We start from the raw sequence: 25,036 nt of genomic DNA, 5'->3' as shown, positions 1-25,036 counted from the left end.
GCGTAGCATGGCATAGAATGCGCTTATTAGCGTGCATGATACCGTTTTTTTTGGTTGTTTGAGGAAATTTTCCATGCGAATTGTTGTGATTGGCAGTGGGTTTGGCGGTTTGGGCGCAGCTATTCGGTTACAGGCCAAAGGCCACGAGGTAACGATTGTCGAGAAGCGCGATAAGCCAGGCGGGCGCGCCTATGTTTACGAACAAGATGGCTTTAAATTTGATGGCGGGCCAACCGTCATCACCGCACCATTTATGATTGACGATTTATTTACCTTGGCGGGCCGCAAAACCGAAGATTATATCACGATGATGCCAGTCAGTCCGTTTTACCGCATCTTTTTTCATGATCAAAGCCATTTTGATTATTCCGACGATTTGCCAAGCATGGTGCGCCAAATTCGCGAATGGAATCCTGGCGATGTTGATGGCTATTTGGAATTTGTGCGCCGCGCCGAGCAGATTTTCAACAAAGGCTTCACCGAATTAGCCGATCAGCCTTTTTTGAAATTAACCGATATGCTCAAAATTGTGCCCGATATGGTCAAACTCGAATCGTATCGCACGGTTTATGGCTTCGTTTCCAAATTTGTGCAAGATGAGCGTTTGCGCCAAGTGTTGAGCTTTCACCCGCTATTGGTCGGCGGCAATCCCTTCCAAACAACCAGCATCTACACCCTAATCAACTTTCTCGAACGCAAATGGGGCGTATGGTTTGCCAAAGGTGGCACCGGAGCGTTGGTTCAGGCCTTGGTCAAATTATTCGAAGATTTGGGCGGCAAAATCGAACTCAATCGCGATGTGGCCGAAATTACGACCTACAACGGCAAAGCCACGGGCGTGCGCCTGCGCGATGGCAGCGAAATCAAAGCCGATGCGGTGGTGTGTAATAGCGAAGTTGCTTGGGCCTACCAAAACCTCTTGCCGAGCAGCCTGCGCAAAAAATATACCGACCGCAAATTGGCCCGCATGCGCTATTCAATGTCGCTGGTGGTGATTTATTTTGGCACCGATCGTCAATATCGTGGCCAAGATGGGCCAAAACTTGCCCATCACGATATTATTTTGGGGCCACGCTACCAGCCATTGCTTGATGATATTTTCAGCAAAAAGCAGCTGGCCGATGATTTCTCGCTCTATTTGCATATGCCAACCTTGACCGATCCATCGTTGGCCCCTGAAGGCTGCGAAGCGTTTTATGTGCTCTCGCCAGTGCCGCACTTAGGTTCGGGCACCGATTGGCGACAGGCAGCCAAGCCCTATCGCGATCGGATTATGAACTTTTTAGAGGATCGCTACCTGCCCAATTTATCCAAGCACATCGTCAGCGAGCATATGATTACACCGTTGCACTTTGCCGAAACCCTGAACAGCTATCAAGGCAGTGCCTTCTCGGTCGAGCCAATTCTGACCCAATCGGCTTGGTTCCGTCCGCACAACCGCTCGGAAGAAATTCCCAATCTGTATTTTGTCGGCGCTGGCACGCACCCAGGCGCAGGCTTGCCCGGCGTGCTATCGAGCGCCAAAATCGTCGATGATTTGATTGGCATTGCTAAGCCGTAGCATGAATTGATTCGAGAGTGTTAATCGCTTGAGCAACCCCATCCTCGCTGCGAATGTGTTGGCCAAGTTCGGCGGCATGGGTTTGGATGCTTGGTTGCTCAAGCACTGTTCGCAATGCCACAACCAAGCGTTCGCTGGTCAGGCGTTTTTGGTTGATTGGCGCAGCCCCAACGCCCCGCCGTGCAATCACCTGCCCCCAAAATGGCTGATCGCCCAGAAATGGGCAGATAACTTGGGGTTTACCAGCACGCGCAGCGGCGGCAACCGTGCCCGAACCGCCATGATGGACGACTGCCGCAACTTGGGGCAAGAGCCAATCATGGGGTGCTTCATCCAAAATAAATACATTTGAGGATGATGATTGTTTTTCCAGGCCACCCCAACCACTGGCCAAAATTCCGCGTAGGCCAAGCTGATGCAAGGCGGCTTGAATTAACGCCACTCGCTCGGTTTGATGTTGACCGCGCATGCTGCCAAAGCCAAGATAAATCGGCGCAGTGCCTGCTTGCAAAAACTGGCTAAGCTCCGTCGAAGCTTGCCAAGCTGCTTGACGATCTAAAAACCAATAGCCAGTCACATGCACATGCGCTGGAAAATCGCTGGGCACTGGCAAAACATGCCGACTATAGGGATATAAAATAGGCACAGGGTGACCATTATCACGCAGCAAAGGGTTGGCAAACCGACTGATCGCAGTTATGCCCAAGTTCTTGCGCCGAAAATCGTTGATCGTCGTGGCAAACATTAACGACGAAAGCCGATTGACCAAGTAACTAGCGCGATTAGCCCAAGCACCTAGCGAAAAAACAGGCATAAACGGTACAGCAAAGGCCTTGGTCGGAGTATAAAATGGAATTGGTAAGGCCAGCACCGCCGGAATCTGCAACAATTCGGCAACCGATAAGCTACCAAGACATTTTGGATGATAGATTAACAGTTCTGGCTCAAAGCTACGAGCCGCCGCCAGTTCCTCATCCATCATTTGCCGAATTGCAGGCCGCATCTGGCGACCAATGCGGATGCCATCGCGCAGACTGCTGGCATGCTCCAAGGCTGCATGGGTCAACTCCAACAAGCTATTTTCAAAGGCAATCAGGTTGATATTATAGCTCTCGATAAAATAACGAACGCCTTCAGGGGCAGCAATTGCCACGCTATGGCCTGCCGCCGCCAAACCTTGAGCCAAGGCCACAAACGGCTGAATATCGCCACGTGTACCAAAAGTTGTAATCAATACTCTCATGCTTGCACCACGTTGGGGATTGGGCTAGCACTGGGTGCTTGGAGGTTAGCCGCCAAAGCTTGAATAATCGCCGCTCCAGCCGCTAAATTGCCACCATCGTCTGGCAATAATAAGCGATCAAGCATAAGTGCAATGGTTGGCAACACGTGCTCAAATGGCGGGCTGGCAGCTGAGTCAGCCAAACTATCGCCATGCATTAAGCCAAATGCCAGCAAATCGAGAATATGGGCAATTACTTGCAGATCAAGCTCGGCTCGGATTGCCCCTGCTGCCTGCAATTCTCCCAAGGCTCGCAACCACAACGATTGCCCCGCCAACGCAGGCATGCCGCTAGCTGCTTGTTGCACATAACGGCCCAACACCCGCCGATCACGTTTCATCAAGGCCGCCATAATCGGCTGCGATTTGAGCGCGTGTAAGACAGCTCGATAAACTCCGCCAATCGTGCCGCCATAGCGATTTTCCGCAATTAACTGTTGCCAAGTAGCGATATAGGCTTGAATCGCTTGGGCCAAAACTTGATCAAATAATTGCTCTTTGGTCGCAAAGGCCAAATAAACCATGCCGCGACTAATGCCCGCTTCGGTTGCAACATCGCTCATGGTGGTTTTATCGTAGCCCTGACGGATTAATAACGCCCCAGCGGCAGCTAAAATCTGCTGCTCACGCAGATTTGAATCTTCATTGATTGGCATACATTGCCTCTACTAACAAACTAACAATATTTGATAATTTGTTATTTATTCTAGCACATGCCAAATCAGCATGCAATTGCTGACTGTTCAAACAGAATAGGTGTGCTATAATCACGGTGTTTTGCCAAATCAACACGAGGCTCCAAATTTATGCAATTACTCTATTTAAGCTTAGATCAACTAGAAGCCGATCCGAGCGGGATTCGCCAAGATCAGGGCGATATTGCCGCGCTGGCAGCCACGATTAGCGAACAAGGTCTGTTGCAACCCTTGGGCGTAATTGGCATTGGCGGCGATCGCTATCGGGTGGTCTATGGCGGGCGGCGCTTGGCGGCAATTACCTCGTTGGGCTACGAACGCGTGCCCTGCATCAAGCTCGATCTACAAGAATCCGACCGCTTAACCCAGCAATTGGCTGAAAACGTCGCGCGCTTGGATCTGAACGATTTAGAAAAAGCTGTGGCCTTCAAACGGTTGCGCGACCAACTGAGCGAAGTTGGCGTCAACGGCGACCTCGATGAGGAAGTTGGCAAGCGGGTGGGCTTGGTTGGGCGCTCGGTGCGCCGCTATTTGAGCCTGCTCGATTTGCCCGAAGAAGTGCAAGCGTTGCTGCGCAATGGCGATTTGAATGTAACTCAAGCGCAGCATATTCGGCGCTTGCCCAACGAACGCCGCCAAGTTGAGCTAGCCCGTTATGCCGCCGATGAAGGTATGTCGGCAGCCCAAATCAGTGGCTTGGCCGCCTATTTGACCGCCAACCCAGAGCTTTCGGTAGAAGCAGCACTCGATGCCTTGGAAGGCGGTTTGGAGCTACGCACCGAACGAATTGGCGAAGTTGAGCAAAGCGGTGGGCGCTTGAGCCGTGGCTCAACCGAAAGCGTTGGCCTCGACGACAACGATTCAGATATTTGGGATGATGAAGACGATCGCATTCAACAAGAGCACGATCAATTCTTCGCTGTGGTTGAGGAAGCAGAAGCCAAGAAAAATAAATCGCGCGTCTTCCGCATTCGTTCGCTCGACCAAATGGTCGATGAAACCGACCGTATTTCGCGCGCAGTTCACGAGGGCGATTTTAGCAAATGGCTCGAAAGCGATGAAAACGCACCATTCAAAGTGCGGCTGGTGCTCAAGCAAATCGAAACTCTGACCAAAGCCCTGCGCAGCACCCTGCAAAACCAAGGCTGGACAGACGAGGAGTAAGCCGAAGGATGAATTATGAGGGAGGAAGGATGATGAGCGAGGGGTCAGGATTCAGGGGCGAGGTTTAACGCAGAGGCGCAGAGAACCGAAGGATGAGGGATGAATTATGAAGGCTATCGAGCAGCAGAACCTGAATCCAAAAAATCTGTGCTAATCTGTAGCGAAAAACTTAGCCTTCGCGATCTTCGCGTGCTTCGCGGTTCCACTCCTTCGTGGATCAAATTTCGCGGTTGTCTGGCCCCTAGCTCCCGACAACTGACCCCTCAACAAAAACAAGGGCGGCTGCAAGTAACCTTGCAACCGCCTTTGACGATTAAGGATTATGGCTGATCAAGCCAACGCTACTCGAACGCTTCCCAGTGTTCAGGTGACCGCCACAAGCTCGAAAGAATCAGCTCGCGAATCGAGAGAAATTCTTTGGGCAAGCGGTCGTAAAGTTTGATGAACAATTCTTCGTGTGAAAGAATTTCCTTATTCCAGTCGTCGCGATCAACCGACATCAACTCGTGGAATTGGTCTTCGTTGAAATCTAAACCACTCCAATCCAAATCTTGGTAGCGTGGCATCCAGCCAATTGGACTTTCGATGGCAACTGCGTGGCCATGAGCACGCTCGACCACCCACTTGAGCACCCGCATATTTTCGCCAAAGCCAGGCCACAGGAACTTGCCATTTTTATCCTTACGGAACCAGTTGACACTGAAGATCCGTGGTGGGTTTGGAATGGTGCGCCCAAACTGCAACCAGTGGTTGAAGTAATCGGCCATATGGTAGCCCACGAATGGAAGCATTGCCATTGGGTCGCGACGAACTTCGCCAACTGCCGACATTGCTGCAGCCGTGGTTTCCGAGCCCATCGTTGCTGCTTGATATACGCCATACGTCCAGTTGAAGGCTTGATAAACCAATGGCATCAAGGTGCTACGGCGACCACCAAAGATAAAGGCTTCAATCGGCACACCTTGGGGGTCTTCCCACGCTGGGTCGATACTTGGGCACTGGCTGGCTGGAGCAGTAAAGCGCGCATTGGCGTGAGCTGCTTTGCGGCCACAATCTGGTGTCCATTCTTGGCCAGTCCAGTCGATAGCCTTGGCTGGTGGGGTTTTGGTCATGCCTTCCCACCAAATATCGCCATCTGGCGTGAGCGCCACGTTGGTAAAGATTGTATTTTTGCTCAAGGCAGCCATCGCATTGGGATTCGTTGCCTCAGATGTGCCAGGTGCTACACCAAAATAACCGCTTTCTGGATTGATTGCATACAGTTTGCCATCTTTGCCAGGCTTGATCCAAGCAATATCATCGCCAACCGTGGTCACCTTCCAGCCATCCATTGCGGTTGGCGGAATCAACATTGCAAAGTTGGTTTTGCCACAAGCGCTGGGGAAGGCAGCAGCCACATAGGTTTTTTCACCAACTGGCGATTCAACCCCAAGTACCAACATATGTTCAGCCAACCAACCTTCGTCGCGAGCCATGTTCGAGGCAATCCGCAGAGCGAAACATTTCTTGCCAAGCAAAGCATTGCCACCATAACCACTACCATACGACCAAATCGAGCGTTCTTCTGGGAAGTGCACGATATATTTTTCTTTTTCGTTACACGGCCACGAAACATCGGCTTGGCCAGGTTGGAGTGGTGCACCAACCGAGTGCAAACAAGGAATAAACTGGCCAGTTTCGCCCAGTACAGCATAAACATCGCTACTCATGCGGGTCATAATTTTCATATTGACCACGACATAGGGCGAGTCGGTCAATTCAACCCCAATGTGGGCGATGGGCGAGCCAAGTGGCCCCATGCTGAATGGCACAACGTACATGGTGCGGCCGCGCATTGAGCCATCGAACAAACCGGTCAGTTTTTCCTTCATTTCCTTGGGATGCATCCAGTTATTGGTTGGGCCTGCATCACCTTTGCTCAAGCTACAAATAAAGGTGCGATCTTCGACGCGAGCCACGTCGGAAGGATTAGAGCGAGCCAAAAAGCTATTAGGGCGTTTTTCGGGATTCAATGGAATAAAGGTTCCAGACTCAACCAAGCGCCCACACATCACTGCATATTCTTCGTCAGAACCATCACACCAATACACATCGTCGGGCTTGCACAAGGCAACCATTTCTTCGACCCAACGTTTAAGTTCTTGATTGCGTACATAGGCTGGTGCGTTCATAATACTGATTCCTCCAATGCTTCGCGATGTCGGGTTTTCATTGAACCCCCTGCACGCCATCGCGAACCTGTCTATAGAATACCAGCCCACCTTCAAACTTAAGGAAAAACTTCACAACCTAAGACAGAGGGATGACAACAAACGATGAAATTATGAAGGATGAGGGATGAAGGATGAAATATCCACGAAGGACACAACATGTTTTAACCGCGAAGATCACGAAGATCGCGAAGCACGAATTTTTAGCCACAGATTCCCACAGATTTCCCTAATTATGCTTCCCACAGCCCATAGCCTACAGCCGATAGCCTCATCCCTCTGCGCCTCTGCGTTAAGAAATGGCCCACGAAGATCGAGAACAACGTTTTTAGCCACGAATTACACGAAGCTTTTTTCGCCACAGATTACCCAGATTTGTTTGATTCTTGTTCCTAATAGCCTATAGCCATATTTCCTCTGCGCCTCTGCGTTAATAAATGACCCACGAACAGCACGAAGGATCGAAACCACGAAGATCGCGAAGATCGCGAAGACCATTTTTAGCCACAGATTCCACAGATTGTTTTGATTCTGTTTTTGCTAGCCCAAAGCCTAACCTTCATTCCTTTTGATTTTTGACTTCTGACTTTTGATTTGTTCTTCATCCCTCATCCTTGCTTAGGGGGTTGCGGTTGGCAGTGGCGTGCCATCCACATCAAGCCACTGGCGCGTTTCGAGGTTGAATAATAGGTGGGTTGTATTTGTATACAGATCAACAATTGGATAATCAACTGCATAAATTTTGATTGAACCAAATCGCTCAGGTGTATCATAATTAGCACGTCCAGCATATAAAACCTGAATTCTGCCTTGCTGCCGATCAAAACTCGATCCGGCTTGAACAATTATCTTTCTACGGTCACTAAACCAACAATTGCTTGGTATAAAATTGCGCCAAGGTTCACAATCTCCAGTGATTTTCTCTGATTGTACAGGTGGTGATGTTGGCGATGGCGGAAATGTCAGGATTGGCGGCTGGGATGTTGGTGATAGCGCAAGCTCAGTCGCAATGCTTATCGCTAGTTGAGTATCAAACACAAATTTTTTCGCCACGGTCGGGCTGGGTACAATAGCGGTAGCTGTATGGACGACAACTACTTGGCCACGCTGCACTGGCGATGCAGCTGGCTGATTGCTGGTTCGGCCACAGGCGGCAAGGATGAGCAACAATCCAACACTCAGGTTGATCGTTCGCTGAAGGCTACGCATCAAAATCTCCACACACTCTCTGAAAAGGCTTTGCTCGCCATCATTGCACAGGCGACTGAATTATCTCAATGATAAGAAACTGAAAGTTGTCTGAGGTTATCGATGTTGATCTACGAAGGACACGAAGGACACGAAGGGTTGAAACCGCGAAGATCGCGAAGATCGCGAAGCACGATTTTTTGGCCACGAATTCCACGAATTGCACGAATGATTATTTTCGCCACAGATTCCACAGATTATTATTCCAATAGCTAAGATATACAAGCCAATAACCTCACATGCTCTGCGCCTCTGCGTTAAAAGTGCACTCTATAAATTAAGTTTTTCGCCACAGATTCCACAGATTTGTTTAATTCTTGTTCCCATAGCCAAGAGCCAATAGCCACATCCTCTCGCACTTTATGCTCTATGTTCTTCATCCTTCATCCCTCATCCCTTCTCTTTTTGACTTTTGATTTTTGCCTTCTGACTTTCATCCTTCATCCTTCTATATCGGTGCTATGATAGCAAGCGGCTTTGTTTCAGAGGATTTGCCGTGAGTTCAACGATTTTTTCCAACGTGATAACAGTTTTGCACGAACCTCAGCGCGAGGTCAATATTGGCTCAACAGTGCGGGCCTTGCTCAACACTGGGTTTCAACGCTTGCGCTTAGTTCAGCCAGTCGCCTACTCAATCGAACGGCTCGATGACATGGCGCATCGCAGTAGCCAATTGGTTGAGCAAATTGAAACCTATGCCAGCCTTGGCGCGGCATTAGCCAATATTCCATATGTGGTGGGGTTTAGTGGCCGCACTCGTGGCGAACGACGCGCCGTTAGTTTGCCCGAATTCGCCCCAACTTTAGCCGCCTTGGCGGCGAGCGCACCAGTGGCGTTGGTGTTTGGCCGTGAAGATCGCGGCCTCGATAACGCAGCGCTTGAGCAATGCAGCCAATTAATCAGTATTCCGGTCGATCCTAGCTATCCATCGTTGAATTTGGCCGATGCTGTGCTGTTGGCGTTGTATACGCTGCGCGGCTTGGCAACTTCAGCAGAAGCCTTGCCCAAGGTTGAATTAGCCGACCAAGCAGCCCACGAACTATTGCTCAACTTGCTTGATCAATTGTTGAGCCAGCTGAAATTCTCGCGAACTGCTGGCCAACAAGCAAGTGCCGTGCGCACCGTGCGCGATTTGCTGGCGCGCGCAACCCCAAGCCCTAGTGAAATTGCCCTAGTTACCGCGATGTGCCGCAAAATGCTGGCAGCCTTGCAGAATAAGGAATGATTAGCTGGGTTCCCTAACCCCAATCGCTCTCCAATTGAACGCGGGCGAGGGGCTTTTGATTCTGCTGCAATCCGGTGTTTTCTTGCAAAAAGCCGACAATTGCTCTACACTCATTCGGCACAACGACTGCAATGAGGCACGCTGGTTATGATCGATACAGACGCTCCAAATGCGGCAATTCTCGCGATTTTGCAAAATGATAATGCTGTGGCTCAAGCCCAAGAGTTGCGGGCGTTTGGCGCAACGTGGCAAAGCCAAAACGCTGATCCTCAAATGTTGACCAAACTTGGCATCGAGGCCGCTACCCAAGCCCGGCTTGATCCTAGCGCGGTGGTAACTGATTTGTTGCTTGGCTATGCTGCCGCCCGCGAGGAACAGCGCACCCGCCATTGGCAAAACCACTTGATGCGCCGCGTGCAACAGCTCGATGGCTTGCATCGAATTATTAGCGCCGCCAACTCAACCCTCGATATTGATGCCTCGCTGCAAACCGTGGTCGATACGGTTAGCGATGTGATGCGGGTCGATGTTTGTTCGATTTATCTTTTCGATCAGCATCGGCGCATGCTACGTTTGGTCGCGACCCGTGGGCTGAATCCCAAGGCGATTGGTACGGTCGAGGTTGAAATTGGGGTTGGGGTAACTGGTTGGGCTGGCGAATTGGGCAAGCCAGTGGCGATTTTCGATGTGCGCAACGAGCCGCGCTACCAGCTTGAGCCGCTGCTCGAAGAATGGCAATTCCGCTCACTGCTGGCGGTTCCTGTGATTTTATTTGCCAGCGAGCGCCACCATATCGAAACCCTGCAAGGCGTGATTACGGTGCAAAATCGTGATCCGCATGAGTTTTCGCAAGAGCAAACCTCATATCTCGAAGTAGTGGCTGGCGAAATTGCGCTTTCGATTGCCAATGCCCAAATGTATCAACAAACCGATGCTCGTTTGCACCAAAAAATTCGTGAATTAACCACCTTGCAGCGAGTAACGGCGGCCTTGGCTTCAACCTTAGATGTTGATAATTTGCTGCATTTAATTGTGGAGCAAGCTGTCAAAATTGCCGATGTTGATCGCACCGATATTTTCCAGGTGCGCCCAAATAACAAAGTTAAAATGTTGGCTTCGTATGGGCCTGGCCGCACCTCCGGCGTCGAAGATATGATCGTGCAAGTGATTCGTGAGCATCGGGCGATCGCAGTGCCCAATGCCTACACCGACGAGCGTTGGTCGGGCGTGCAGGCGATTGCCTATCGCGAGGGCTTTCATTCGTTGTTTGCGCTGCCGATGCGCACGGGCAATCGAATTATCGGGGCCTTGTGTTTTTATAGTTATGCGCCGCGCCACATCGAATATGAACAGGTGCAGTTGCTCACCACGTTTGCCGATGAAGGCGCAATTGCGATCGAAAATGCCCGCTTGTATGAAGAAACCCAGCGCAATCTGACGATCAAATCGACTTTGCTGCAAGAAATTCATCACCGCGTGCGCAACAATTTGCAAACGATCTCGGCCTTGCTACAAATGCAGGCTCGCCGTTTGAACAATGAAACTGAGGGTCGGCAGGCGCTTGATGATAGTGTGCGCCGCATCCATGCGATTGCAGCTGTGCACAATTTGCTGAGCCACGACGGCGAAGGCCAAACCACCGTCCAAGATATTGCCAAGCAAATTGCCGAAAATATTCAGATGAGCCTACCCACCGAAACGCCGGTTGAATTCTTGATCACTGGCGATTCGGTGTTGGTCAATGCGCGAGCTGCGACAGTTCTCGCGATCGTAATCAACGAATTGGTACATAATGCGCTTGATCACGGCCTTAGCGCCGAGGGCGGCATTATTGGCATCGATGGCTGGCTGGAAGCAGAACACGCTTGGGTACAAGTGCGCGACGATGGCCCGACCAGACCGGAACCAGTTAAGCGCCGCGTCAGCACTGGGCTGGGGCTTGGCATTATCGAAACCTTGGTTAACACCGACCTTGGCGGCAGCTTTGAGTTCAAACGCGAAACCGAATGGACTCGCGCACTGATTAAATTTAGCCCTGATGAATTAGATGATTGAGCCAGCATGACCCAACTATCGCTCATTTGCACCGTCAAAAACGAAGCCGATACCATTGCCGCTTTGCTCGATTCGATGTTGGCCCAAAGCCGCCAGCCAGATGAGATTGTGGTCAATGATTGTGGCTCGACCGATGCCACCGCTGCCATTGTGCAAACCTATATCGATCGCGGCGCACCAATACGGCTCGTCCATGGCGGGTTTAATATCTCTTCTGGCCGTAATAATGCAATTAGGCATGCCCAAGGCCACTTAATCGCCTCGACCGATGCAGGCTTAGCGCTCGATCGCGAATGGCTCGAACGGATTATCGCGCCGCTCGAAGCAGATCAAGCAGATTTAGTGGCGGGCTTTTATCAAGCAGCGCCGCGCAGCGACCTCGAAACCGCAATTGGTGCAACCAACTATCCGCTGGCCGCAGAAGTTGATCCCAATCGATTTTTGGCTGCTGGCCAATCGGTGGCGTTTCGCAAAGTTGTGTGGGAGACTGTCGGCGGCTATCCTGAATGGCTCGACCACTGCGAAGATTTGGTGTTTGATCAAGCTGCCATTGCGGCGGGTTTTCGCAGCACAGCGGTGCTTGATGCAGTTGTGCATTTTCAGCCGCGCTCAAGTTTACGCGCGCTCTTTCGCCAATATTTCTTCTATGCCCGTGGCGATGGCGTTGCCAACCTCTGGCCCTTGCGCCATGCGATTCGTTATGCAACTTACCTTGGTTTGTTAGTTTTGCTCCGCAACCTGCCCCAACGCCCGTGGCTTGGCGCTTTGTTGGGCCTCGGCCTTGCTGGCTACACTCGCAAACCCTATCGCCGCTTGTGGCTGGCAACCAAAGGCTGGACATTCGACCGTCGGCTCAAAACCCTCAGTTTACCGCCAATTATTCGCCTAGTTGGCGATCTGGCTAAAATGCTTGGCTACCCAGTTGGTTGGCTGGTGCGGCTGCGTAAATTCAAATAATCACGTCTTTTGCGGCCTACCTCGAAGGTTGCCAGCACTTAAAGGCTGATTGACAAGCCTTAAGCACCTTTGATAGCATCAGATTCGCTGAATTTTAGAAGATATAGGAGTGATGTGATGCGTTATCGTCGAGGGTTAGCTTGGTTAGTATTGGGCTTGGTTGGCTGTAGCAGTGCCACCAGCCCCACCAGCCAACCACAACCAAGCGCCAATGTGATTGCAGCCGAGCCAAGCGCACTGCCTGCTGCAACCAGTGTTCCAACGCTTGCAGCCACGCTGCAACCAAGCCCAGCAGTGAGCAGCCAAGTATTGCCTCAGCCCTTGTATGCGCTCTCGTCACAACCAAATGGCGTGCAGATTGTGCGCCTCGAAACTGATGGCAAGACGCTTACGCCAATTACCAACGAACAAAATGGGGTCTTCGATTATCAGATCAGCAGCCTTGGCCAAATTGCCTACATCGCCAACAACGATTTGATTTTGGTTGATGCCTTGGGCCAAAATCGCGAGATTTTAGTCGATGGGCCAACTATCGATCCCCAGGCAGATACCAATGTGTTTCATCGTGATCAACTCAATACGCCGCGTTGGTCGCCCGATGGCAGCTCGATTGCCTTTAGCTGGGGCGGTTTGCAAGTGCTCAGCCTGATCGACCGTAAGCAAACCATGCTTCAGCCCCACACCAGCAACGCAGATGCAGCCCTAGCCGATATTTACGCTTATTCGGTGTTATATGGCCCTAATAGTTGGTCGCCCGATGGCAGCAAAATCTTGGCGACAGCGGGATTTGTGCCAGAGGGTGGCAATTTAGTCTTGTTTGATTTGGCCAGCTCTGCGCCATTAACGATTACGATCAATGGCAATTATCCATGTTGCCATGTGAGCTGGGAGCCAGATGGTAGTGCAATTAACGTCACGAACGAAACATTTGGCATATTCCCAACTGGTTGGTGGCATATCAACCCCAGCACAGGCGAATCTAAGGCGTTGATCGATGGCGATAATGTTGCGCCATTCCAGCCAGTTTCAAGTGTTTTCATGCAGCCAGATGGCAGCCATCTAGGCTTTGTTGGCACAATCGATAGCAACGATCCAATGGAAATCTCGGCTCCGCTGACCCTCAGCCAAATTGGCGTGGATGGGAGCATCATGCCACTGCGTCAAGATAGCCAAACGGTTGGCAGCGTCTTGTGGGCGCCTGACGGCAGTGGCGCAGTGATCGTGCCTTCAATGATGGCCGAAACGCAATTGCAATGGATTCCCAGCAATGGCAGCCCGATAGCCGATTTGGCACTAAGCGGCGCCAATATGCAATGGGCCATCGCGCTTGATCAATAAATCCAAAAATACTGCCACGCTCAAGTGTTGAGCGTGGCAATTGCATTTAATCATCCTCACGTCGTTCGTTTGGATTCGGCTCATCGAGGGGCAGCGGTGCAGCCTGCAAACCATCGCGATCAATATATAGCGGCGGCGTTGGCATCACCCCATTTTCAAAGGCTGGGTTTGGTGCAACCGGCGGCACAACCGTAGCGTCGGATGCTTGATCGCCAACATAGGTACGCTCAAAGTCATCAGCATCTTTAAATAATTGGTCGCTCATACAAACTCCTAACACAAATAGCATCGCCCTACGCCCTAGGCTATAGCAGAAAATGCACCACGCCAGCATTTTTCGGCTATACTACCAAGTACCTATGATTGAGCTTCGCCAAAGGAGGCTCCAAATGTACCGTCAACGGAATTCTGGTTGTATAAGTAGTTTGTTTTTTCTGCTCATCGGAGCACTTGGAATTATGGTTGTGCTTTCGATAACTGGCCTTTTTGACCCAATTGGCATGTGGTTTAACAAGCCACAAACTGTCAACAATGCCCAAGGCCCAGCGATTGTGCAGCAATTACGTGCTCGTAACGAGTGGATCACCTTTTCCTATCAGGCTGATCAAGTGATTGAGTCGCGCAATGAAGGCAACTTCTTCCAAGAGTTGCTCTATGGCGATCGGATTTTGCTGCAAGCACGCGGCGAGGTTGGGCTTGGGATTGATATGAGCGAGTTGCGCGATGATCAAATTGTGATCGACGGCAAATCGATTAAAATTACCTTGCCACCAACCCGCATCATCTACTCGCGCTTAGATAATGAAGCCACGCGAGTCTATGATCGTGAGCGTGGTTGGCTAAGTCGGGGTGATGTTAATTTAGAAAGTAATGCCCGCAGTTTTGCTGAACAATCGATTATTCAGAGTGCTTGTGAAAATGGCGTGCTTGATCGCGCTGCAATCGAAGCGCAAAAAAATGTCAGCGATTTATTGTATTCGCTCGACTATACCAATGTGACAGTGAATGTGAGCAAAGTTGGCGATTGTGCTGGCAGCGCCAATCAAACGGCGCCCCAACAGCCAAACGCGCTTGAGCCAACCGCGCCAGCCAGTGTCCCGACCAATAACACCGCCCAACCAAGCGTTGTGCCTCAACCAAACCTTGCGCCAACGCCAACCAGCAGCGGCGGTAGTCTTTCCGGAACTGCGGTTCCAATTAACCCTTAAAGTGATTAACACTAGAATTTGATGGAGCTATGTTAGAACTTACTTTTGATGCTGATGCACGGGCTTTATATGCCTACTTTACCGATATTAACGAAGGCGATGATGCGAGCCAGCTGGAAATTCCAGGGGTCTTTTTATTAGATGCTGCTAGGCAGATCGTTGGCGTGCAGTTGCAATTGGCTTCAGCACCGAAAAAAAGCTTTTTGCAATATGCCCAAGGCTTCGAAGAGCTGCACTACAACGAAGAGAATCATCAATTAACCTTGAGCTTTGGCCAGCACGAAGTCGCCACCAGCGAGGAACTGCCTTACGAGGCGATTGTTGACCTCGATCGCAAAGGCCGCGCTTTGGGCATCGAAATCCAAGCTATGATTGAGTTTGGCCTAAACGATCGGCTTGAAGCGCTCAACCCATGGTTGGTAGCTTTCGACGAAGATGGCGACGCTGAGTTCGACGAGGACGATGAATCTGACGACGAGCAACCAGAAGTCAAGGCTGCGCCGCAGGCCGCTGCCGAGGTTGACGACGACGAAGATGGGCCGGTTGTGCATCATCTGCCAGTCAAACCCAACTTGCCCAAGCCCTTGCTGCCAACCGATCAGGAAGTTCACAGTGGCTTCGTGGCCTTGGTCGGCAAACCGAACGTCGGCAAATCGACCTTGTTGAATGCCTATCTTGGCCAAAAAGTCTCGATTGTTTCGCCGAAACCCCAAACCACGCGCGTGCCAGTGCGTGGCATTCTCAACGGCCCCGATGCCCAGATTATTTTCGTTGATACGCCGGGGATTCACAAGCCACGTCATAAGCTTGGCAATTTTATGGTCGATGTGGCCAAAAAAGCAGTGCCAAACGCCGATGTGATCTGCTTTATGGTCGATATTACTGTGCCACCCAACCGCATGGATCGCGAAATTGCCCAAATGGTCTTGCTCTCACGCAAGCCACATATTTTGGTGCTCAACAAAGTCGATGCCACCGACGAAGCCGATAAACATTTGCAAGAATATCGCGACCTCGCGCCATGGGAAATGGAAGTTGCCGTTTCAGCCCGCGATAAACTTGGCATGGAAACCTTGCTCGCAGAAATCGTCAAGCGACTGCCAGTCGGCCATCGTCTGTACCCAGAAGATCAACTTTCCGATGTTTCCGAGCGCACCTTGGTCGCCGAAATGATTCGCGAAAAGGTTATGCTCAACACCGAGGAAGAAATTCCGCACTCGGTTGCGGTTGAAGTTGAAGAATGGGAAGATCGCGGCAAAGTGATTTACATTCGGGCCAACATCTCGGTCGAAAAAGATTCGCAAAAAGGCATTATCATTGGAGCTGGTGGCTCGATGCTGCGCAAAATCGGCGCAACCTCACGCTTTGAAATCGAGCGCTCAATTGGTCGCCAAATTTATCTCGACCTTTGGATCAAGGTGCGCGAAAATTGGCGCCAAAAGCCCAATGAGCTGCGCTGGCTTGGCTACGACGTCAAATATTACAGGGATTAACCCCAATAGGCTAACTCTTTATGGACAAATGGCGGGGGATATCCATCCCCCGTTTTAGTGATTTTATGCCATACTACAGTGTGTGGTATTTTTTTGTAATCCATTGAGGCGGCCTATGCACGATGTTGAGCGAATCCGTCAGAAAATTATCAACCTCCAAGCTCGCCGCGCCCAAGAGAACGACCAAGATCTGATCGAAGCGCTCGATCAAATGATTGGCCAACATCAACAGCAACTGAGCCAAATCGCCCAACAAGCTGCAATCGTTGCCGAACCGCCAGCCCCTGCTGCTAGCCAAGGCCAAGTGTATGGTTCCAGCGTTATGACCAACCTTGGTCACGTTTGGATCAATCAGGTGTTTAATGCGCCGCTGAGCACTGGCGAACGCACCGATCAATTAATTTTGCACTATTTGGCTCAAATTCAAGGCAACGCCGATCGCTTGGTGCTTGGCACCGATGTGCAGGATAGCGATCAAGAGCGCATGTCGCTGCAACGGGTTTTTACCATGCTGCAAGCAGATTTTTATGGGCCGATTGCTGGCGATGCCTTGTTGCAATCGTTGCTGTTGGGTAGCCCGCAGCCGCGCCCTCAGCTGCAAGATTCAATTCTCAAGGCGCTCAACCAAATTCAACACCAAAAAGCTGTGATTTTGGGCGTGCCAGGCGGCGGCAAAACTACCGTGGTTTCGTATTTGGCCTCGGCCCAAGCGGCGGCCCTGCTCGACCCTGGCAAAGCTGAGTTTTTGCATAGCCAAGGTTGGATGCATACCAAACTTGTGCCAGTGCGCGTGCGGCTCAAACATGTTCAACCGCCAGCTAACCCAGAGCAACAAACCGCCGACGCATTTTGGGAAGTCGTGACCGAGCTGCAATTGGCTGGACGCTTCGGCCAACGCTCCATCAACAGTGATGTTGGCTTTCAGCGGGTCGAGGTCGAGCGCCAACAACGCCTGCAAGATGCCATCGAGGAATTGTTGATCAACGGCAATGGCTTGTTGCTACTCGATGGCCTCGATGAAGTGCAGCCCGAACATCTGGCCGCAGTCAAGCGCTGTATTGAGCATGCTCAGCGCATGTTTCACAAAAGTCGGATTATCGTTACCTGTCGGGTTTTTGATTATGAGCATCCGCTGCCGCCGCCGTTTCCCTCGCGCCAGCTCTACGATTGGCCAACAATTCAATTGATGCCGTTTGATCTAACGGCTCAACACGTCTATATCACCAATTACTATAGCGAATTGGGCCGCTTGCATGCCTCGCACGCCGATATTGTGAGCATTCGCAAAAAACACGCCAAACTGCACGCCGAGCTGATGAAATCGGGAATGTTGCATGAACTAACGCGCACGCCGTTGCTGCTGGCGCTGACGGTGCATGTCAATATGGTGCATACCGATTTACCTGAGAGCGAAGGCAAGTTATTGCATATTTGTATCGACGAATTGCTCAAACGCCGTGCGCCCGAAGCAATCGCGGTTTCGCTCGAAGATCTTTACGATTTGGTGGCGTTGTTGGGCTATTATGCCCATAGCCAAGAGGAAATTCAGGGCAAAGCGCTGCTCAGCTTGCAGCAAATTAACACCGTCGTGCAGCGCTATTACAGCGATCGGTATCCGCATCCCAATCAAATTCATATGCTCTCGCAGGCAGTGGGCAATGCAACCTTGCGCCTGATCAATAGCAATGGCTTGTTGCAAGAGGCCAGCAACAATCAACAAGATAATCCGCATTATGATTTTGCTCATCGCTTGTTTCAGCAATTTTTGGCTGGCATGTATTTGCTCAATCAAGAGCGCCACGATGAATGTATCGAACGCTCTGGCAGCGAGCATTGGCGGGTTTGCTTGCATTACATGGCCAATTTTGCGCCCTACATTCAAAAACAAAGCTTCATTTTTGGGGTCATTCAAGATTTGCTTGGTGGCATGCCCGATGAACAGGTGCAAGGCTCGCATTTGCTCTTGGCAATTGGCAAGGCCAAAGTCGCAAGCGCTGGACGGCGCAATCTCTGGCAACAAGCAATTAATCATCTCAAAAATATTGGCGGCCTGAGCGGCAGCAGTCGCGGCGTGCGGCGTTGGGCACCACCACGCATTGCCTTTCCAACCCGCATGCGCGCGGCCTTAGTGTTGGGCGCAATTGGCGACACGCGTTTTATTGGCGAAGATGGAGCCTTGATCGCGCTCACCGAGCGAGTTGTGTGCATTAATCCAGGCAGCGTTGAGATTGAAGATCCCCATGCGCGGCCCCAAACTTATAGCGTTGAGCGCTTTTGGATGAGCCGCTATTTGTTGACCAACCTTGAATATAGCCAATTTATTGCGGCCCGTGGCTACTTGGATGATCAATGGTGGCAACACGACGATGCCCGTCACTGGCGACGCGGCGACCCTTCGTGGTTGCATGGATTGCCGCCATGGGCCGCGCCGCGCCGCTTGCCCGATTTATGGCATAACGAACGCTTTAATCACCCAAACCAGCCAATCGTCGGCATCAATTGGTATGAAGCGAATGCCTTTTGTACGTGGCTAACCCAACAACTGCGCCCTCAGCTTGATGCGCTTGGCCACAATTTGGTGGTACGCTTGCCCAGCGAGGCCGAATGGCAACTAGCAGCCAGCCAACATACGAACCGCGAATATCCATGGGGCGATGAATGGCGCAATGATCATGCCAACACCAGCGAAAGCGAGCTTGAGCAACCAACGCCAGTTGGCATGTTTCCCTATGGCACGTGGAGCGATGGGCCGATGGATTTGGCGGGCAATGTCTGCGAATGGACAAATAGCGTCAATCGCGACCCTGAGCTTGACCCGCAAATAACTCGCAATCGGCGCTTGCAACATCGTGATGTGGTGGTGGCGGTGCGCGGTGGCTCGTGGTTTCATAATCGCTATTTTGCCCGTTGCCGTTCGCGGCTGCATCATCGCCCGTTTAGCCATGGCCCCAACATTGGTGTGCGCTTAATTATTGGCCACGCAGAATAAGGAGCTTCATATGCAACTTTCGATGTTAGAGCAAATGAGCACCCAAAGCTTATACGATTTACGCGCGCAGCATCGCAAAAATTTGAGCATTTTAGCTCAGCAGGCTGGCCAATGGGGCGCTGGTAGCGTTCCGCCGGAAACCCAAGCCCAAATTAGCCAAACCCAAGCCATGCTCGAACAAATTAATTTGGTGCTGGGCCAACGAGGGCATAGCAACCAAAGCGATCCAGCTCGCGGAGCCTCGTTACAAACTGTGCTTGAACATTATCGCCAGCAAGCGCCTGTGCAAAATACAGGCACGGTGAATCTCAATAACAGTTCGGTTTACGGCGTGGTAACCGGAGTTAATACAGGCACGATTACGGTCAATCAGCACACAGGCCAAACATCTTCAAGCCTGCAACAAGCAGCCCAGATGATCCAACATTTGTTGCCAATGGCGCGCAGCCAACGCAGCCCGTTCCGCCATGCCCTCAGCGATGCAGAATTAACGATTAGCGATGCACTGAGTGCGCAACGTAACGGCAACGATCCCCAGCCATTGATGCAACAGGCCCGCGCCGATTTACAAGCGTTTAGCGAGTATCCAGAAATTCAGCAAGTATTGGGGTTGTTGCGGTAGGAGTTGAGGTCAGGGACTAGGGGTCAGGAGTTTAACCCAGTGGCGCAGAGCTACGAAAGGATGAAGGATGAGGGATGAAATCAAAAGGCAGAAGGCAAAAGCTGTTTTAACCACGAAGAGCACGAAGAAATAGGATTATGGGCTGTTGGCTTTTGGCTAGCGGAACAAATAATCACAACAATCTGTGCCAATCTGTGGCGAAAAATCGCTATCCGTGGAATTCGTGGAGTAATTTAACGCAGAGGCGTAGAGCCACGAAAGGATGAAGGATGAAGGATGAGGGATGAAGGATGAAATCAAAAGGCAGAAATCAAAAATCAAAAAAGCCGCGAGGCATAGAAGCATAATCTGGCTAATCTGTGCCAATCTGTGGCTAAAATAATAATTCGTACAATTCGTGGCTAAAAAATTGTGCTACGCGATCTTCGTGGTTGATTCAGTAAGGTAGCAGATGTGAGTGGCTGGGGATCGGGTACATAACTGATCCCCAGCCAAAAGCCTTATTTTCTCTGCGCCTCTGCGTTAAACTATACCTTCGCGGTTACCGATCCCGATCCCCAACAACCGATCCCCAATTACTACTGACCACGATCTTCGAAGATGGCGGTGCGCACACCAGCCCAACGTTCGCGGATCATACCTGCGAGGGTGCGCAAACCCCAGTGTTCAGCGCGTTTGATGCCGGTGCTAAATGCAGCGATGTTATTAGCGCGGCAGCTCGCTTGGGACGATTCGCGCAAAATTGGCGTGAGGAAGGCTTGCGCGCCGCGATTGGCAGCCTCTTGCACGAGAGTTGGGGTAATTTGATTAACAATCGCTACCTTACGGATCGACTGCACGTTATTTTCCCAAACCTCATCAACCCCGCCGTACATATCCATCACCAAGCGTCGCCATTCGGCAGGCGTTACCGGCTTGGGCAAATCGCCGACCATGCCCAAAGGGCGGCCACTTTTATCGGCCATGGGCGAGCGCCCGCGCAACCCCAAGACCTCGGCCAAACGTGGCACAAAGCCAATCGTCAAGCGTTCGTCAAAGGGTGCACCTGCATATAACACCCCACGGGTTGGTGGCACTGTATCACGATCGAGTTGTTGCGGACGATGCAAAAAGATCGCATCAAGATCCTCGTGTTCGAGCCATGATGGCAAGGTTGGCCATGGATCGAGCGCAAAGCCCATGCGGCGAATTGGCCGCACTGACGAAATATAGATCGTACCCCGTTCTTCACTTGGAAAGTACTCGGTCTCTAGAATGGTTTGCAAGAAGGTAGAAAGTTCAGCGAGGTTTGGCATGATGCAGACTCCAAGTAACAACAAAAGGAAGCCCGGAGGGCTTCCCTTCCGTAATAGGGTTCCACGCTGGAAAATTAGGCCCGAATCAGGCTGGTATCTTTATGCTTTTCGCCTTCATCGATCAACATAATTGGAATCCCATCTTCAATTGGGTAGCGGTAGCCATTCCGTGGATTGAGCAACCATTCTTTGCCATTGGCATCGCTGTACAATTCAACTGGCTTTTTATCGACTGGGCAAGCCAAAATTTCGAGCAACTCTGGGCTAATTGACCGTTTGCTGTTGCCAGCGCTGACAGCAGTGGTGTTTGAAGCCAAATTGCTGACCGGAGCCAACTCAAATGCTTGATCAGCCTTATATTGTTTATAAACCCGATAAACCAAGGCCCCTGCACCAGCGATGATACCGAAGCGCAACAATTTACCAAATTTCATGAATTCCTCCTAGCAACACGCAGCGCATTCAAGGCTTGCTGCGCGGTTTTCACAAATTGAAGTATTTTGGTGAGATCTTTAATGCCAGCGGTTTCGATGCCGCTGCTTACATCAACGCCCCATGGTTCAACTGCTTGAATCGCTTGGGCGACATTGGTTGGTTCAAGCCCACCAGCGAGCAATAATGGCGTTGTTTGGGCCAATCGCCGCGCTGCTTCCCAATCGGCTAATACACCAGACCCACCGTAGGAGCCTGGCACATGGGCATCGACCACCAAGCGAATTCGCTGCTGGCCTTGGGCTATATCATACCATGCTTGCTCGTTATTTTGATTGGTTAAACGCACAGCTTTCAGCAATGGCAGCTCAATGTGCTCGCTGAGGGCAATTGGTTCATCGCCGCTTAGCTGCACCACATCAAGGCCAACTGCTTGGGCAACTGCATGAATCTCGCTTGCAGGCGCATTGGCAAATACGCCGACCAACTGACAATCAGTTTCAGTGGCGCGTACTGCTTGAGCAATTTCTTGCGCCAAGCGTAGCTCAATTTGGCGTTTGCTTGGCGCGAAGATCATGCCAATGAGGTCTGCGCCTGCCGAAGCCGCTGTAACAGCGGCCTCAACACTACGCACACCACAGATTTTAATTGCCTGATGCGGCCAACTCACGGTTACTCTCCGCTTTCGCTAGGCGTGACTTTTTTGCGACGGCGGGGCTTGGCTGGCTCAGCAGGAGCTGGCGCTTCAGCGACTGGCTCAGCTTTTTTGCGGCGGGTGGTTTTCTTGGGTTTTTCTTCGACAACTTCTGCTGGCTCAGCGGCTTTGCGCTTGCCACCACGTTTCTTGGGCTTTTCAGCCACAGGCTCGGCAACTGGCTCAGCCACAGGCTCGCTGATTACTTCAACCACTGGCTCGGCCACAGCTTCAACCACTGGCTCGGCAACTGGCTCAGCCTGGTTATTGGCAGCAATCGCTTCGGCCACGCTCAGCGGCACAATCGACTTGCGGCGGCGGCTTGGCTTACGTGGTTTGATTGCCGCATTGGGCGCAGCGCCCACGGGAGCTTCATAATTGATTGGCTCAGCAAACGAATAATCTGCATCGTTATCGGGCAATGGCTGCTCTTCAAAGCTTTCGGGCAAAGCCACTTCGTCGACTGGCGCAGTGTAATCGTCGTCAATCGCAATCGCCTGACCACCGATCATGGCTGGCAACAAACGTGGTTCTTCGTCAACCAAATCGGGCAAACTTGGGCCATCATCAAATTCGGCAATATCGCTTGGCTCAAAGCTTGTGCCAGCAGGATCATGCTGTTCTGGATTGAGCACAAGTCGATAGTGGGCTTTGGCTCCGCGATTTGAGCGTTGCACTTTGCCTTCATTAATCGCTTGCTTGATCAATTCCTTCAAGGCATTATTGGTCAGTTCAAGTTCTGCGGTGTTGCGCATTTCGCGCAAATCGTTGAAGATATCGGCGAACGGCACTGGCTCGCTGTAGACACCCATCACTTGATAGAACAACTGCCATTCGCGCTCGCCAAAGCTAAAGCCTTCGGTTTGAGCTGGCACCAAGACTGTTTCGCTCAACTCATCGGGCACAATATCGGTGCTTGGTTGCTCGCTGCGGCTGCTGCCACGGCGGCGACGGCGGCGGCCATTACGATCGCCACGATCGCTGCTGGCAACTGCTTCTTCGCCTTCACCCAATTCCATTGGCTCGTCGGCAATCCCAATCGTTTCGATTGTAATTGGCGCAATCGCTTCTGCTTGCAATTCAAGCTCTTGTTCCAGCTCGCGTTCTGCTTCAACCGATGGGAGGTCTTCGGCAAATTGTGAGAGCTTGTAGGGATCTTCATCGGGCAAGAAGACTTCGTTGACCGTGCCACTGGTGAAGATTTGAATCTTGCCAAGGCGTTCGGCTTCGCGCACAAAATCGGTAAATTTGGTGAATGGTTTGCCCTGAACATCGCGATAGCGGCTTTCCTTGAAGTTGGGCATCAACTCTTTCATCAGAACTTTGAGCGAGCCAAACGAGGTAACATAGCCGCGTTTGCGGGCTAAGTGCAAGGCCTCAACCAACTTATCGTAGATCGCTGCATCGGGATTGCTTGGGGTTGTTGCCACGACTGGCACAGCGCTAGGAGCTGGGCGCACGACAATTTCTGCTGGTTTTTCAACTGGCTTTTCGCTGCGTGGCTCTGATTTTTCAGATCGCGAATCAAGCCGTTCGAAATGTGGCTCGCTTTGTTTCTCTGGGCGTTCGCTCCGATCGCGACGGCGGTCATCGCGGCCATTGCGTTCGCTACGCTCGCTACTACGGTCGTTGCGCTCATTGCTGCGTTCTGCTCGGTCGTTGCGCTCAACCCGTTCTGGGCGCTCAACGCGCTCGAAGGTTTTTTCGCTGCGATCGTGGCGTTCGTTGCGGCGGCCACCCATTGGGCGAATATCGACGATTTGCTCGTAGAACAAAAATTCATCGGCGCTTTGAGCAAGGTGGCTCGAAGCAGCCCCGCCAATCCCAACGATAATCACATCTTTGCCTTCTTGGCGCACACAGTTGACCAAAGCGATAAAATCGCGGTCGCCAGTGATAAAAATATAGGCTCCGATGTTGGTGCGAGTGTAGAGCGTGCGCATGGCATCGATACACATGTGCATATCAACACTATTTTTGATAGGACGGCCCATGCGGCCTTCGTCCTTATCGTAATAGTAGGTTGGCACATACATCGGCTCAATATTATTGGCAAATAAGGCGCTGGTAATGCGTGGGTAACGATACCAATCGGCGTAAGCGCGGGCTACAACAACACGGCCATAGTCTTCGCAGCGTTCCATCAAGGCTTCGAAATTGGGGGTAGCGTCGAACTTCTCTCGAACTGAAACATAAATGTTCTCGAAGTCGATAAAAACCGCAACATCCTGCTTGGGTTTGTTCATAGGGATTCCAATGTGCTCCTGGGTAGTTCTTTGTTTCTTGGCATGCCATTAAATTTCTGGCGAGTGATCGAGTACGGTCACCCATTACCGCTTAAAACTACCAACAATTAGACAAATACAATTTGATATGTGACGACATCAAACCAGTTGGAATGATGTATTGCGTGGGCGGCATCGCCTCTCATGGGATACTCAACGCGGCTAGTATACCATATCATGGCTGTCTGTATAGCCCTGAATTTGTGAACTGGTTGTTGGTAGTTGGGGATTGGGGATCGGTCATTGAATTAATCATTGGATTAATGCGCCAATCAACCCATTC

Annotated in this window: 19 protein-coding genes; 10 read left to right on the top strand and 9 right to left on the bottom strand. The window is 51.3% G+C overall.

The window, feature by feature from the left end; genetic code table 11:
• Positions 1–73 precede the first annotated feature (73 nt).
• On the top strand, positions 74–1,561 hold the full coding sequence (locus SE18_RS11200) for a phytoene desaturase (RefSeq protein WP_054534548.1): 1,488 nt from the start codon (positions 74–76) through the stop codon (positions 1,559–1,561).
• On the opposite strand, the gene SE18_RS11195 is transcribed toward SE18_RS11200, so the two are convergent.
• Both SE18_RS11195 and SE18_RS11190 read right to left on the bottom strand, forming a co-directional pair.
• Positions 1,551–2,804: a glycosyltransferase gene (locus tag SE18_RS11195; protein WP_054534547.1), complete on the bottom strand. Its 1,254-nt coding sequence runs from the start codon at positions 2,802–2,804 to the stop codon at positions 1,551–1,553. The genes SE18_RS11200 and SE18_RS11195 overlap by 11 nt on opposite strands.
• Positions 2,801–3,499, bottom strand: a complete 699-nt coding sequence (locus SE18_RS11190; RefSeq protein WP_054534546.1) for a TetR/AcrR family transcriptional regulator — start codon at positions 3,497–3,499, stop codon at positions 2,801–2,803. Before SE18_RS11190 ends, SE18_RS11195 begins: the two co-directional genes overlap by 4 nt.
• 150 nt (positions 3,500–3,649) lie before the next feature.
• Here SE18_RS11190 and SE18_RS11185 point away from each other — a divergent pair, with 150 nt between their 5' ends.
• Entirely contained in the window at positions 3,650–4,702 is a 1,053-nt protein-coding gene (locus SE18_RS11185; RefSeq protein ID WP_054534545.1) for a ParB/RepB/Spo0J family partition protein, read from the top strand.
• Between the two features lie 341 nt (positions 4,703–5,043).
• On the opposite strand, the gene SE18_RS11175 is transcribed toward SE18_RS11185, so the two are convergent.
• Together SE18_RS11175 and SE18_RS11170 are read right to left on the bottom strand one after the other, a co-directional pair.
• The gene (locus SE18_RS11175) at positions 5,044–6,873 is read right to left on the bottom strand and encodes a phosphoenolpyruvate carboxykinase (GTP) (protein WP_054534543.1); all 1,830 of its coding nucleotides are present in this window, start codon (positions 6,871–6,873) and stop codon (positions 5,044–5,046) included.
• A 657-nt stretch (positions 6,874–7,530) separates the two neighbouring features.
• On the bottom strand, positions 7,531–8,121 hold the full coding sequence (locus SE18_RS11170; RefSeq protein WP_054534542.1) for a hypothetical protein: 591 nt from the start codon (positions 8,119–8,121) through the stop codon (positions 7,531–7,533).
• Between the two features lie 535 nt (positions 8,122–8,656).
• On the opposite strand from SE18_RS11170, the gene SE18_RS11165 reads away from it, so the two are divergent.
• From SE18_RS11165 to SE18_RS11150, 4 genes are all read left to right on the top strand, one after another.
• Entirely contained in the window at positions 8,657–9,385 is a 729-nt protein-coding gene (locus SE18_RS11165) for an RNA methyltransferase (protein WP_054534541.1), read from the top strand.
• A 147-nt stretch (positions 9,386–9,532) separates the two neighbouring features.
• Positions 9,533–11,440, top strand: a complete 1,908-nt coding sequence (locus SE18_RS11160; RefSeq protein ID WP_054534540.1) for a GAF domain-containing protein — start codon at positions 9,533–9,535, stop codon at positions 11,438–11,440.
• A gap of 6 nt (positions 11,441–11,446) precedes the next feature.
• Positions 11,447–12,397 (top strand): glycosyltransferase, encoded by a 951-nt coding sequence (locus SE18_RS11155; RefSeq protein ID WP_054534539.1) that lies wholly within the window; start codon positions 11,447–11,449, stop codon positions 12,395–12,397.
• 117 nt (positions 12,398–12,514) lie between these two features.
• Positions 12,515–13,735 (top strand): hypothetical protein, encoded by a 1,221-nt coding sequence (locus SE18_RS11150; RefSeq protein ID WP_054534538.1) that lies wholly within the window; start codon positions 12,515–12,517, stop codon positions 13,733–13,735.
• Between the two features lie 46 nt (positions 13,736–13,781).
• On the opposite strand, the gene SE18_RS11145 is transcribed toward SE18_RS11150, so the two are convergent.
• Positions 13,782–14,000, bottom strand: coding sequence for a hypothetical protein (locus tag SE18_RS11145; RefSeq protein WP_054534537.1), 219 nt, complete (start codon positions 13,998–14,000; stop codon positions 13,782–13,784).
• 124 nt (positions 14,001–14,124) lie between these two features.
• Between SE18_RS11145 and SE18_RS11140 the strand changes: the two genes are divergently transcribed.
• The 4 genes from SE18_RS11140 to SE18_RS11125 all read left to right on the top strand — a co-directional run bounded on the left by SE18_RS11140 (position 14,125) and on the right by SE18_RS11125 (position 20,047).
• Positions 14,125–14,943, top strand: a complete 819-nt coding sequence (locus SE18_RS11140) for a DUF4230 domain-containing protein (RefSeq protein WP_054534536.1) — start codon at positions 14,125–14,127, stop codon at positions 14,941–14,943.
• A gap of 29 nt (positions 14,944–14,972) precedes the next feature.
• On the top strand, positions 14,973–16,436 hold the full coding sequence (gene era, locus SE18_RS26720; RefSeq protein WP_083469849.1) for a GTPase Era: 1,464 nt from the start codon (positions 14,973–14,975) through the stop codon (positions 16,434–16,436).
• 115 nt (positions 16,437–16,551) lie between these two features.
• The gene (locus SE18_RS11130; protein WP_054534535.1) at positions 16,552–19,425 is read left to right on the top strand and encodes an SUMF1/EgtB/PvdO family nonheme iron enzyme; all 2,874 of its coding nucleotides are present in this window, start codon (positions 16,552–16,554) and stop codon (positions 19,423–19,425) included.
• A 10-nt stretch (positions 19,426–19,435) separates the two neighbouring features.
• Complete coding sequence (locus SE18_RS11125) at positions 19,436–20,047, top strand: hypothetical protein (protein WP_054534534.1); 612 nt, start codon at positions 19,436–19,438, stop codon at positions 20,045–20,047.
• Positions 20,048–20,625: 578 nt separating this feature from the next.
• Here the strand turns inward: SE18_RS11125 and SE18_RS11120 are convergent.
• The 4 genes from SE18_RS11120 to SE18_RS27810 form a co-directional block, all read right to left on the bottom strand.
• Positions 20,626–21,342 (bottom strand): Nif3-like dinuclear metal center hexameric protein, encoded by a 717-nt coding sequence (locus SE18_RS11120; protein WP_054534533.1) that lies wholly within the window; start codon positions 21,340–21,342, stop codon positions 20,626–20,628.
• Positions 21,343–21,416: 74 nt separating this feature from the next.
• Positions 21,417–21,776 (bottom strand): Trm112 family protein, encoded by a 360-nt coding sequence (locus SE18_RS11115; protein WP_054534532.1) that lies wholly within the window; start codon positions 21,774–21,776, stop codon positions 21,417–21,419.
• Positions 21,773–22,444 carry a phosphoribosylanthranilate isomerase gene (locus tag SE18_RS11110; RefSeq protein WP_054534531.1) on the bottom strand — a complete coding sequence of 224 codons (672 nt, stop codon included), beginning with the start codon at positions 22,442–22,444 and terminating at the stop codon, positions 21,773–21,775. The genes SE18_RS11115 and SE18_RS11110 overlap by 4 nt, the downstream gene beginning before the upstream one ends.
• Positions 22,445–22,446: 2 nt before the next feature.
• Positions 22,447–24,714: an NYN domain-containing protein gene (locus tag SE18_RS27810; RefSeq protein WP_054534530.1), complete on the bottom strand. Its 2,268-nt coding sequence runs from the start codon at positions 24,712–24,714 to the stop codon at positions 22,447–22,449.
• Between the last annotated feature and the right edge of the window lie 322 nt (positions 24,715–25,036).

It is taken from the genome of Herpetosiphon geysericola, assembly GCF_001306135.1.
In the GTDB taxonomy this organism is placed as follows: Bacteria; Chloroflexota; Chloroflexia; order Chloroflexales; family Herpetosiphonaceae; genus Herpetosiphon; species Herpetosiphon geysericola.
The sequence above is the reverse complement of the archived record's forward strand: the minus strand, read 5'-3'. Positions and strand labels throughout refer to the sequence as shown.

Bases quoted from the DNA above. Each gene is read 5' to 3' on its own strand.
- SE18_RS11170 (WP_054534542.1), bottom strand. From the start codon at position 8,121: ATGCGTAGCCTTCAGCGAACGATCAACCTGAGTGTTGGATTGTTGCTC.
- SE18_RS11120 (WP_054534533.1), bottom strand. From the start codon at position 21,342: ATGCCAAACCTCGCTGAACTTTCTACCTTCTTGCAAACCATTCTAGAG.
- SE18_RS11140 (WP_054534536.1), top strand. From the start codon at position 14,125: ATGTACCGTCAACGGAATTCTGGTTGTATAAGTAGTTTGTTTTTTCTG.
- SE18_RS11115 (WP_054534532.1), bottom strand. From the start codon at position 21,776: ATGAAATTTGGTAAATTGTTGCGCTTCGGTATCATCGCTGGTGCAGGG.
- SE18_RS11190 (WP_054534546.1), bottom strand. From the start codon at position 3,499: ATGCCAATCAATGAAGATTCAAATCTGCGTGAGCAGCAGATTTTAGCT.
- SE18_RS11200 (WP_054534548.1), top strand. From the start codon at position 74: ATGCGAATTGTTGTGATTGGCAGTGGGTTTGGCGGTTTGGGCGCAGCT.
- SE18_RS11185 (WP_054534545.1), top strand. From the start codon at position 3,650: ATGCAATTACTCTATTTAAGCTTAGATCAACTAGAAGCCGATCCGAGC.
- SE18_RS11175 (WP_054534543.1), bottom strand. From the start codon at position 6,873: ATGAACGCACCAGCCTATGTACGCAATCAAGAACTTAAACGTTGGGTC.
- SE18_RS11160 (WP_054534540.1), top strand. From the start codon at position 9,533: ATGATCGATACAGACGCTCCAAATGCGGCAATTCTCGCGATTTTGCAA.
- SE18_RS11150 (WP_054534538.1), top strand. From the start codon at position 12,515: ATGCGTTATCGTCGAGGGTTAGCTTGGTTAGTATTGGGCTTGGTTGGC.
- SE18_RS11125 (WP_054534534.1), top strand. From the start codon at position 19,436: ATGCAACTTTCGATGTTAGAGCAAATGAGCACCCAAAGCTTATACGAT.
- SE18_RS11145 (WP_054534537.1), bottom strand. From the start codon at position 14,000: ATGAGCGACCAATTATTTAAAGATGCTGATGACTTTGAGCGTACCTAT.
- SE18_RS11155 (WP_054534539.1), top strand. From the start codon at position 11,447: ATGACCCAACTATCGCTCATTTGCACCGTCAAAAACGAAGCCGATACC.
- era (WP_083469849.1), top strand. From the start codon at position 14,973: ATGTTAGAACTTACTTTTGATGCTGATGCACGGGCTTTATATGCCTAC.
- SE18_RS11195 (WP_054534547.1), bottom strand. From the start codon at position 2,804: ATGAGAGTATTGATTACAACTTTTGGTACACGTGGCGATATTCAGCCG.
- SE18_RS27810 (WP_054534530.1), bottom strand. From the start codon at position 24,714: ATGAACAAACCCAAGCAGGATGTTGCGGTTTTTATCGACTTCGAGAAC.
- SE18_RS11130 (WP_054534535.1), top strand. From the start codon at position 16,552: ATGCACGATGTTGAGCGAATCCGTCAGAAAATTATCAACCTCCAAGCT.